At 67.0% G+C, this 10,365-nt stretch carries 8 protein-coding genes; 3 read left to right on the top strand and 5 right to left on the bottom strand.

Going from position 1 to position 10,365, the window contains the following annotated elements:
- Positions 1-83 precede the first annotated feature (83 nt).
- Positions 84-1,016 (bottom strand): alpha-(1->3)-arabinofuranosyltransferase domain-containing protein, encoded by a 933-nt coding sequence (locus FXN61_RS42415; RefSeq protein ID WP_312878424.1) that lies wholly within the window; start codon positions 1,014-1,016, stop codon positions 84-86.
- 135 nt (positions 1,017-1,151) lie between these two features.
- Here FXN61_RS42415 and FXN61_RS42410 point away from each other — a divergent pair, with 135 nt between their 5' ends.
- A complete protein-coding gene (locus FXN61_RS42410; protein WP_188136083.1) occupies positions 1,152-1,862 on the top strand; it encodes a class I SAM-dependent methyltransferase in 711 nt (236 codons plus the stop codon).
- 35 nt (positions 1,863-1,897) lie between these two features.
- Here FXN61_RS42410 and FXN61_RS42405 read toward each other — a convergent pair whose 3' ends face one another.
- Positions 1,898-3,445 carry a substrate-binding and VWA domain-containing protein gene (locus FXN61_RS42405; RefSeq protein ID WP_167979496.1) on the bottom strand — a complete coding sequence of 516 codons (1,548 nt, stop codon included), beginning with the start codon at positions 3,443-3,445 and terminating at the stop codon, positions 1,898-1,900.
- Positions 3,446-3,593: 148 nt separating this feature from the next.
- Between FXN61_RS42405 and FXN61_RS42400 the strand changes: the two genes are divergently transcribed.
- A complete protein-coding gene (locus tag FXN61_RS42400) occupies positions 3,594-4,958 on the top strand; it encodes an alpha/beta hydrolase family protein (RefSeq protein ID WP_167979495.1) in 1,365 nt (454 codons plus the stop codon).
- A 19-nt stretch (positions 4,959-4,977) separates the two neighbouring features.
- Here FXN61_RS42400 and FXN61_RS42395 read toward each other — a convergent pair whose 3' ends face one another.
- On the bottom strand, positions 4,978-5,433 hold the full coding sequence (locus tag FXN61_RS42395) for a hypothetical protein (RefSeq protein ID WP_167979494.1): 456 nt from the start codon (positions 5,431-5,433) through the stop codon (positions 4,978-4,980).
- Positions 5,434-5,569: 136 nt separating this feature from the next.
- A complete protein-coding gene (locus FXN61_RS42390; RefSeq protein ID WP_167979493.1) occupies positions 5,570-7,858 on the bottom strand; it encodes a tetratricopeptide repeat protein in 2,289 nt (762 codons plus the stop codon).
- 394 nt (positions 7,859-8,252) lie between these two features.
- On the opposite strand from FXN61_RS42390, the gene FXN61_RS42385 reads away from it, so the two are divergent.
- Complete coding sequence (locus FXN61_RS42385) at positions 8,253-9,206, top strand: hypothetical protein (protein ID WP_167979492.1); 954 nt, start codon at positions 8,253-8,255, stop codon at positions 9,204-9,206.
- A 610-nt stretch (positions 9,207-9,816) separates the two neighbouring features.
- On the opposite strand, the gene FXN61_RS42380 is transcribed toward FXN61_RS42385, so the two are convergent.
- The coding region (locus FXN61_RS42380) for an MmyB family transcriptional regulator (protein WP_446684960.1) at positions 9,817-10,365 on the bottom strand (549 nt) is incomplete at its 5' end.

Genomic DNA, 10,365 nt, shown 5'->3' with positions numbered 1-10,365 from the left:
CGCGAGCGGCCCGTCCAGCAGTCCGCGAACGATCTCGGCGAGCGGCTAGTCGAGCGACCCGACGTAGCCGACGGTCAGCAGCGTCAACCCGGCCAGCGTGCCCAGCACCAGGAAACGGCGTCCGGCAACCCCAGCCGCGCCAGGCCGACGACGCCGATCAGCGCCACCAGTGCCGTGCCGGCCATCAGCACGGGGTTGTCGACGAGCACGAAACCGTTGGGCCACCACGGCTCACCTTGCAGCACGTAGGCGACCCACTGGTTCGTCCCGCGCAACACCTGGAACAGCGACATCGGCGCGGTCGTGTTCGCGGCCGACTCGATGTAGTCGAGGAAGGGCAGGCTGTACCGCCCGAGCAGCAGCAACGGGACGATCCACCACAACGCGACCGCGATGACGCATCCGGCCCACCACAGCACCAGCTTCACGTGCTGGCGGTTCCACTTGCGCGTCAGCAGCCAGATGCCGGGAAGAACCAGCGCCATGACGACCATCGCGCCGTTGATGCCGCCCATCCCCAGCACCGCGAGGCCGGACAGAGCGGCGGCCCTGCGCGGCGAGCCGATCCTGTCCGCCAGCACGAGCGGCAGCAGCACCCACGGCAACATGACGGCGGGCAGCATCTCCGACGACAGCGGCCCGATCTCGGTCAGCACTCGAGGGGCCAGCGCGTACGCCAGCGCACCGGCGTACCGGGTCGGCTCGTGGCCGATGCCAAGCGCACGCGCCAGCCGCAGCACCCCGTAGAACGCGAGGCAGAGCAGAAGCGCGCACCAAAGCCGCTGGGTGACCCACGCGGGCACACCGAGGATCTGGCCGATCGCGAAGAACGGCCCCATCGGGAAGAAGTAGCCGTACGCCTGGTTCTGCAGCTCGCCCGCCGTCGCCGCGGGATTCCACAGGTGAAGTGCCCTGTTCAGGAAGCCGAGCGGGTTGACTGCGAGGTCGAGTTTCGTGTCGAACGTGGTCGTCCCGAACCGTTGCGCGAACGACAGCGCCGTGAGTGCGATGAGCACCCACGTCGTCGGATTCCGATGTGCGATCTTCAGGCTCCTGATGGCGGAGGAAGTTACCACCGGGTAGTGCTCGCGGGCGACTATCGCTATCTTGGGCCCCCACGACCGTTCTGGGGCGCACTCAGGCAGGTGGCGATGACTTCTCCGACCGCGTTCGAGCAAGCGTGGGAACTGGGTGATCAGGTCCCCGGCTGGTTGACAGTTGACCAAGCCACCATGTTGTGGGAGGCCGCCCTCCGGCTCGGTCCCGGCGCGCGGATCGTGGAGATCGGCAGTCATCAGGGGCGATCCACCACGGTTCTGGGCATCGCGGCACGTTCCGTCGGTGCGACGGTGGTCGCCGTCGACCCGTTCGTCGAGGGCCGGCTGTTCGGAGGCACGCCCACCCGTGCCCGCTTCGAGAAGAACGTCGCCAGCGCGGGCCTGACGGACGTCGTGCAGCTCGAAGCCGAGTACAGCACCGAGTTGCGCAAGCGCTGGGACAAGCGCATCGACCTGCTGTACATCGACGGCAAGCACGACTACTGGACGTACACCGACGACATGCTGTGGTCGGAGAACCTCGTGGCCAACGGCGAGATCCTGGTGCACGACGCCTTCTCGTCCATCGGGGTGACCAGCGGCATTCTGGTGAAGGTGCTGTGCGGCAATCGATACACGTACGTCGACCGGGCGGGCTCACTGGCGCGCTTCCGTTTGGCCGAGCCGAGCTGGGCGGATCGCAGGCGCGTGCTCGCCGAGATGCCCTGGTTCCTGCGCAACGTGTGGATCAAGGTCCTGTTGCGTCTGCGGCTGCGGCCGGTCGCGAGGTTGTTCGGTCACGACAGCCCGTACGACCCGTACTGACAACCGTCTGCCGGAGACCGTCTGCTGAGGACCGTCTACTGGGGACGGCACGCGGGTGGCTGGCACAGCATGGTGCTCAACGCCTGCGCGAAGATGTCGCTGATGCCGGCGGGATCGACGGTGGTGAATGCACGGCCGCCGGTCGCGTCGGCGATCTTCGTCAGTTCGTCCACGTCGACGTCAGGGCCCATGCCGATCGCGATGACGGGCAACGGCCTGCGTTTGTCCTGCAGCTTGGCCAACTCGTCCAGCAACTGACGCTGGGTGATGGAGTCGGGGTCCTCGTTGCGACCGTCGGTCATGATGGCGACGATGTTGATGCGGCCGAGCTCCCAGCTCTTCCGCGCCTCCTGGTACGCGGCCAAGGTGGTGTCGTAGAGACCGGTCGCCCCGTTGGCGGTCGCGCGAGTCGCGCGGACCTCCTTGACGGCGCGGCCACTCGCGAGGTGGTCCTTGACGGACGCGAAGGGGATGATCTCCTTGTAGTCCTTGGCACCGTCGAGCCTGGTGGAGAACTTCCACAGGCCGATCTGCGTACCGGGCTTGAACATGCCCAGGCCGCGCTCGGCCGCGGCGACGGCCAGCGCCATCCGCGTGGTGCCCGTCCTGGGCACGATCTGGTTCATGGAGCCGGACACGTCCAGCACGCCCAGCACACGCGCGGTCAGCGTGAGCCCGCCCCAGATGCGTAGCGTCTCGTCGACGAAGCCCTGGTCGAGACCGGCGGCCTTGTCGTCGGGAGCGCGCAGCCCGAACTTGGCGAGGTTCGCCCCGGATCGCAGGTGTGCCAGGAACTTCTCGGCGCCTGCGCGTTGTTGCTCCCCCGCGTCCGGCAGCACGACGTACGGGAAGTCCAGTGGCGGCACCGGGTTCTCTGAGGCGACCGCCGTCAGCCGGGCGGCACCAGGGGTGGAGTTGTGCCGTTCCAGGGCCTGTTCGGAGGTGGGGAACACGTCCAACGGGCGGGTGAACAAGGCATCTGCCTGCTCGGCGTAGTCGACGGACACCGGACGGATGGCGGCGACCGTCGCGGCCGCCGGATCCTTCTCCGATGACGCGAACCCGCGCAGCGCCAGCAACGCCGACAGGCTGGCCGGATCTTTGGCCGGATCGGCGATGCCACCGACCGCCTTGGCGCCGAGCCCGATGAGCTCGCGCCAGTTCTTGCCCTTCGCAGGATCCTTGACGGCGAGCACGACCGGCGACTGCGCGACCGAGATGCCCGCCTCCGGCACCCGCCACACTCCGGAGTCTCGTGCCTGCCGCAACCACATCGTCGACTCGGGAACCCACACCGACGGCGATCCCCCGACGTCGACGAGCCTGGTCATGGTCTCGCGGGCGGGCTCAGCCTTGATCTCGACCCGGTAGCAGTCGGCACCCACGTCCAGGCTCTCCGCGGCGTCGCTGAGAGCCGGGGCGACCGCGGGCGCGGCGGTGATCAGGACCGTCGCCGGATTTGTGCAGCGCGTCGCGTTGAGCCGGTCGATGACCGCGTCACCACCGATCCAGGCGACGATCGACAACACGAGAAGCACTGACAGTCCGACGACGGGCGCCGTCACCCGCCGTGGTCGCACCATGGCGGACACCTTAGACAACCGGGCCCGGCACAACCAGAACCCTGGAAGCCCACCTCTTCGCTGCCGGCCATTCAGCCATTGAGAGGGTGACCGGGGCGACCCCGCCGGGGTGGAATGAACCGGCATGGGAAGCCGACGGAGGTGTGGCATGCGAACACGGCTCGTGATGTCGTTGCTGGGGCTCGTGCTCTTCACCGGTGGTGTGCCGGCAGTGGCAGCGCCGCTGCACGCCACGCCGGGAATCAGCCACGGAGTCCCCGGTGACCAGCCGTTGCCCGGCTACACCGTCAACAACCCGCCGCTGAAGCCGGAGATCGTCGACGGGCAGCCGACGAGGGTGCTGCAGGGCATCCACCAGCACTCCGCGTACATCGTCGAGGTGCCCGCGAAGTGGAACGGCCGTCTGGCCATGTGGGCACACGGTTACCGCGGCACCGGCACGGTGCTCACCGTTGACCCGCCGGCCTACGGCTTGCGCGCCCGGATGCTCGGCCAGGGATACGCGTGGGCCGCGTCCTCTTACTACAGCAACGGCTACGACGTCCGCGCCGGCGTACTGGCGACGCACGATCTGGCGAAGCACTTCGGCAGGCTGGTCGCCAAGCCGAAGCAGGTCCTCATCGCAGGAGTGTCGATGGGCGGCCACATCATCGGTCGTTCGCTGGAGCAGTACCCCGGCTTCTACGACGGCGCGCTGCCGATGTGCGGCGTGCTCGGTGATCACGAGCTGTTCGACTTCTTCCTCGACTACCAGTTGACGGCGCAGGCGCTCGCCGGGGAACGCGCCTACCCGGTGCCTCCCGACTACCTCACGACCGTGGTACCGCGCATCCAGGAGAAACTGGGGCTGAGCACTCTCGTTCCCGGCGGACCTGACACCGTGACGGACAGAGGCGCCCAGTTCCGCGCGGTGGTCGTCGAACGCAGCGGCGGACCGCGTCCTGGCGCGACGCCCGCTTTCGCGTTCTGGAAGGACTTCCTGTTCAGCCTCGCCGCACCGCCCGACGAAGATGCTCCACTCGCGCGTGATCCCGGCCGGTTGGCGACCAATCTCGGCACCCGCTACGAGCCGAACACGCCAGTCGATCTCAACCGCGAGGTGCAACGTGTGGCGCCGCGCGACTGGCGGACCCGGCTCTCCCCCGCGCTCACCGAGATTCCGAGGATCGCGGGCAAGCCCAGGGTCCCGGTGCTCTCCCTGCACGGTCTGGGTGACCTCTTCGTGCCGTTCTCGATGGAACAGGACTACCGGACCGACGTCGCCCGCAACGGTCAGTCGAAGTGGTTGGTGCAGCGAGCGATCCGGACGGTGGACCACTGTGAGTTCTCGCCAGCGGAAGCAGGAGCGGCGTGGAACGACCTCGTGACGTGGACCAGCCGCGGAACGAAACCCGCCGGTGACGTGATCGGCGACCGCAACACGGTCGCCGCACCCACGTTCGGCTGCCGGTTCTCCGATCCCACTGCCTACAACGGCCCCGGCACCCGCCGATTCTTCTCGCCCTGCCCCTGACGGCGAGGTAGCGCAACCCTTACGCGTAAGGGTTGCGCCCGGAAAGCCCGCCCACCTTGCACGGACCGTTCGACGCGTCACGGCAGACCACGACGCCCATGTAGGTGATCGAGTCACCGCTGATCGACCACTTCAGGTCGTTGTACTTCGAGTAGTCCTCCTTGTCGCAGCCGGAGTGGTCGTACCGGCGCGTCGGCGTCGTGTCAAGGTGCAGCGACCCGTTGTAGAACAGGAAGTAGGCGTAGACCGGCTTCGCGTCACAGCCCCAGTCCGACACGATCAGGTCGATGTTCGACACCGAGCTCCGCCCGGTCCAGTCGAACGTCGCCCCGGCATACCCGTAGTCCTGCCCGGAGTAGATGAACTCCTGCGCGGCGGCACCGGCCGACGGCGCGCTCACAGCGGTCGCTGAGAGCGCTACCACGGCGGCGGCCGCGACCCGGCTGACGATCTTGCTGAAGCTTCTCGAACCCATGACGGCAGTACTCCCCTTTTGCCCGCACAACGTGGAAAGCAGGGAAGTTAACAGCGCTCACCGCACTCGAAGAAGCTTTTGCGCCTCACTGCAACACCTCCAGGCCAATGCCGCCCTGCACCTACATGGTGATGTCCTACGGTTCCTTGACGTTGTCGATCAGGTACTGCACTCTCTCGACGGCGTCGTTGTCGCCGATGTCACGGAACACCGACTGCGCTTCACGCCAGTACTCGCAGGCCTTTTCGGGTTTCAACAACTCCTCCACCATCCCCATGGCCACCAACGCCGCACCCTCGCCGTCACGGTCGCCGATCTCCCGGAAAAGGTCGAGGGCCATCTCCTGGGCGACGATGGCCTCATCCATGACCAGCCAGGCGTATGCCAGCCCCAGGTGGTTCCACGTGATGGCCTCGTACCAGCGATTCTCGCCGTTCTTGAAGGCGGAGATGGCTTCGTAGTAGGCGCTGAACGCCTCGTCGAACTCAGCCATCTCGGTCAGCGAGTCGCCAAGATTGGCCCATGCCTTGCCCTGGGCGTCGAGGTCATCAAGCTCCTGAGCGATCGCCAGTTCCTGTCGGTGCGAGGCAATGGCCTCCTCAAACCGGTCCGCGGCAGCCAGCGTGGTGCCCAAGGCGCCCCAGGCCCGCCCTTCGCCGTCGAGATCTCCGAGCTCCTGGTAGAGCGCCACTTCCCGCTGGTGGACGGCAATGGCCTCCTCAAGCCGGTCCGCCGCGACAAGCGCCCCGCCCAGCTTGTTGCAGGCGATGGCGAGGCGGTCGTGGTCGAGGTGTTCAGCCGCCGCGCAGGCAACCCGCGCGGTGATGAGCCGCACAGCGAGGTGGTTCTCCATCGCCAGGTACCGATCGAGCGCGGTCGCGAGGGTGAAGGCATCGCTGTGGAAACCTCCGCCTGCGGCGACGTGCACGGTGCCGACGAGGTTGAGGAGCTCGGCGTCCAGCCAGTCCAAGGCCTCGTCGAGATCCGCGAAGAGGTCAGGACCTTGCAGCGCGCGAAGCTCGCGCATCCTCCTCACATGTTCCTCGTCCTTCTGGGCTTCGCGGACGAACTGGTCCAGCAGGGCGGTCACCGCGTCGGCGGGAGGCCCGGTGAACCGGTTCTCGAATGCCCTGAGATGCTTGTTCGCGGCCTTGACGCCGTCGGTGTAGTACTCGAACAGAGCTATGAGAGCTGCGGCCATGTTCTCGGTGGCCGGCATGGCCGCCGCGGCTGTCTGCTCTGTGCGCAGCTCTGCCACGGTGTGTTCCATGGTGTAACTGCGGATGAGGTCGTGCATGCGCCAGCGCCCGTTGCCGTGCTGCAACAGGTGAGCCTGGCACAGCGTGCGCAGCTGAGTCCGCACCAGTGGTTCAGGTTGGCCGGCGAGCGCGGCGGCAATCTCGATGGCGAATTCGGGGCCGGTGTTGAGGAGCAACAAGGTCAGCAGTCGCGCCGCTTCGGGCGCACGGGATCGCAGGCGTTGCCAGGACACGGCGAACGCGCTACCCACGGCGGTCTCGCCGTGGGCGAAACCGCCGACCGGCGCCTGGCGGAGTTCGGCCGCCAACCGTCCGATCGGCAGGTCGGCGTCGTCGGCCAGCAGGGCCGCGACGATCCGCAGGGCCAGTGGCAGACCGCCGCACACCTGTGCCAACGCCTTCGCCGCCGGTCGATCTGCGTGGATGCGGTCGTCGTCCGGCCGCTGCTCGTGCACGGCCCGGTCCAGCAGGACCACCGCATCGTCGATGCCGAGCACGTCGAGGACCAGGCGGCGAGTGCTTGCAGGCAGGGCCAGAGTGTCACGAGTGGTCACCAAGGCCCGGTGTGCCCGCTGCTGGGGCAGCAGGTCTCGGACCTGGTCGCCGGTCGAGGCGTTGTCGAGCACGACCAGCATCCGTTGTCCCTGTGCGGCCGCGGCGGCCAACAGCTGGTGATAAGCGGTGGCCTGTTCGGCGGCGGTGGCCGGGACGCTGGCGCCCTGCATGCCCAGAGCACGAAGCAGAGGGGCGAAGACCTGCTCCGGCCGGACACCCTGCCGGTCGAGGTCGTAGCCGTGCAGATCCACGACCACTGCCCCGCCCGCGAACCAACCGCGGTCCACGGCGAGGTCGGCGGCGTGGCGAACCAGGGCGGTCTTGCCGACGCCGCCCATCCCGGCCACCGCCGACACCACCGCCGTCCTCGATCGCCCGTCATCTGGTGCCAAGGCACCCAACAGCGCTTCAACCTGCTCATCACGGCCGACGAACAACTCCGGCGCTGCCATCTCCGTGCCCATCACCGGCACAACCACCGCCTCCGCCGTCGAAGCGGAGTCCGACGACTGGAGGATCACCTGATCGATCCGGCCCGCTTGGACGAGGTGGTTGGCAGTCCCGTGGTTGCGGTTGACCGTCGACGAACCGCCATGTTCCCTCTCACGCACCCCGACACTGTGGACCACCGCCCACCAGGCCAGAACACAGGCCCCGTCACGATCAATGTGACCCTGCTGAACCACACGTGTGTTCAGCATTGGAACCCGAGTCCGCGCAGCCGGCTGTTCCACACCGGTTTCGATTGGCCTTCGCCGTCACCTCGCCATTGCAGGAGACAGGGCTAGCGACTGTCCAGTGAGCGTCGCGAGGTCACGGAACTGCTTGAGCCGGTTGAAGCACCGTTCGACCACATCGCGCTGCGCCGGCCTTGTCGCAGTCAGGCGCCTTGAGCAGTTGCGCCCATCGGCCGCCGTCCGCCTGGCCTGTAAGATCGCCAGCCCACTCTGACAAGCGAGTACGGCGGCACCGAGGAGACACAATGCCGTACATCTCGGGAGAGCGATGAGCGATAGCACTCATCCCGGCGATACCAGCGAGAAGTCCGGTTCGACGCGGAACACGCAGCGCGGCACGGCGGACCAGGTGATCCAGGCCGGCGACGTTCACGGTGACCTCAACGTGGGCACCAGCACTCTTCGTGCCTGGCTGCTCCCTGCCGGCATCGTGATCACGGCCGTCTTCGTCGGTGCTGCGATCGTCGCAGTTCCCGGAATGGGAAAGAACACCACAGGAGACATCGGCGGGCAAGCACCGTCCGAGCTACGGGTCACAGCGGATCTTTCATCCAATGACATGGGCCCGTGGGGCTATGTGAGCGAATCACCCGATTTTCCCGGTGCCGATCTCGTCAAAAGGCTGTCTCGGCCCATGGCGGCTGCGGATCGCGCGATCGCGAGAGACGTTCGGTTGTCCGGAGCAGCCAGCCTGCGGCAGCAGGTCATCAGGTTGCACCTGGAAGGACCGAAGGACCGGGCAATCACGGTCACCGACATCAGACCGGTCATCCGCGACACGAGACCGCCGCTGAACGGCAGTCTGGTGTGGGCTCCGCCGCAAGGACCTGAGCTGTCGTCCGAAGTTCTGCTCAAGCTGGACGATCCATTCCCTGTAGTTCAGTCCTCCGTCGAGGACGCGACCGGACGCCGGCGCGTTCCAGCCGGCCCGTTCTTCCCTGCGCACACCATCAAACTGAACGACGGCGAGACGCACGAGGTAGTCGTGACAGCATCTGCTGATGTCCACAGCTACGACTACGAGCTCGCCGTGATCTACCAGTCAGGTGCAAACGTCAAGGAAGTGAGAGTCAACGACAGCGGACGAGACTTCCGGATCTCAGGTATGGCATGCGGCGGGCCTCACATCGCCTCGTACCGCGCGGCCTACGTCCTCACTGGCGACTTCAGCGTCGTGCCTGAGCCAAATCCGGGCCACATCAGCGTTCTTTCAGACTGCTGACCATGCAGGAACACCGTATGCGCAGAAGAGCCTTGATGGGGAGCGTAACCGCGGCAGTTCTGATCCTGGCACTCGCTGTCGCAATTCGAGTCCACCGCGGATCTGAACAGCCGCAGGCGTCGGTCACCGGACCGGTCCCGACAACAGGTATCGCACCTGTTGTCAGACCGCAGTGCGGGGCGATCAAGACGACCGACTCCACGGAAATGTCCCTTGTGGACAGTATGTTGGCTGCGGTCACCGCAGTGCACGAAGCGGCTTGTCGGCGTGACTACAACGGGCTGCTAGCCATGATGGAGACCCCTTTCGGGAACAGAACGCCGTCTGAGGCGCTCGGTGAACTCCGCACCGACGACGGTGCGCCGCTCTTCGTCCTCGCCCAAACCTTGGAAACGGCGCCCATCAGCGGCCAGGGGGGTTTGATCTACTGCCACCCTCACGGAGCTATCGCGATCTTCTCACGAGGCACGCTCGATCAACCTGGACGCTGGACCTCCTTCACTCTCGCTGGCGACAGCCCAGCGGCCACGGACTGCTTCGAGTTGCGTTCGGCGCAGCAGACGAGCATCCGGTGACCGGATTCCGCCCGGAACAACGCCGCCTCGGCCAGTTACTCGCGAACCTGAGCGTTCACCGCGGGATGCGCGTCACCGCTGTCCGCGCCCAGTCCCGCGAGCAGGCGCAGCCCGTCCTCAGCGGGGCTGCCGGGCGCCGCGGACAGCACCACCAGCTCCATGCCCGACTCGTCCGGTAGCGCGAAGTTCTCCTGGTGCAGTTCCAACAGCCCGACCAAGGGGTGCTGGTACGCCTTGCGTCCATGTCCGCGGGCGCGCACGTCCGCGCGGGCCCAGAGGCGGCGGAAGCGCTCGCTGCCCATCGCCAGCTCGCCGATGAGCGACGCCAGACGGGGATCCTCCGGGTATTTGCCCGCGGCCAGGCGCAGGTGCCCGACCACGTCGAGGGTGCATTTCTCCCAGTCCGCGTAAAGGCCGCGCTCGGCCTCCTCGAGAAAGATGTGTCGAGCGGTGTTCAGGCCCGGCATCGGCCGGCCGTAGAGGAGGCCGGCGAGGCGGTTGCCTGCGAGCACGTCCATGCGGTGGTCCATGATCAGCGCGGGTGCGTCGGCAATCAGGCCGAGGACGCGCAGCAGCTCCGGCCG

This window comes from Lentzea indica, from assembly GCF_012184385.1.
GTDB lineage: Bacteria > Actinomycetota > Actinomycetes > Mycobacteriales > Pseudonocardiaceae > Lentzea > Lentzea indica.
This window is presented reverse-complemented; position numbering and strand designations above follow the sequence as displayed.

Excerpts from the sequence above, each read along its gene's own strand:
- FXN61_RS42410 (WP_188136083.1), top strand. The coding sequence starts at position 1,152 with ATGACTTCTCCGACCGCGTTCGAGCAAGCGTGGGAACTGGGTGATCAG.
- FXN61_RS42405 (WP_167979496.1), bottom strand. The coding sequence starts at position 3,445 with ATGGTGCGACCACGGCGGGTGACGGCGCCCGTCGTCGGACTGTCAGTG.
- FXN61_RS42385 (WP_167979492.1), top strand. The coding sequence starts at position 8,253 with ATGAGCGATAGCACTCATCCCGGCGATACCAGCGAGAAGTCCGGTTCG.
- FXN61_RS42395 (WP_167979494.1), bottom strand. The coding sequence starts at position 5,433 with ATGGGTTCGAGAAGCTTCAGCAAGATCGTCAGCCGGGTCGCGGCCGCC.
- FXN61_RS42400 (WP_167979495.1), top strand. The coding sequence starts at position 3,594 with ATGCGAACACGGCTCGTGATGTCGTTGCTGGGGCTCGTGCTCTTCACC.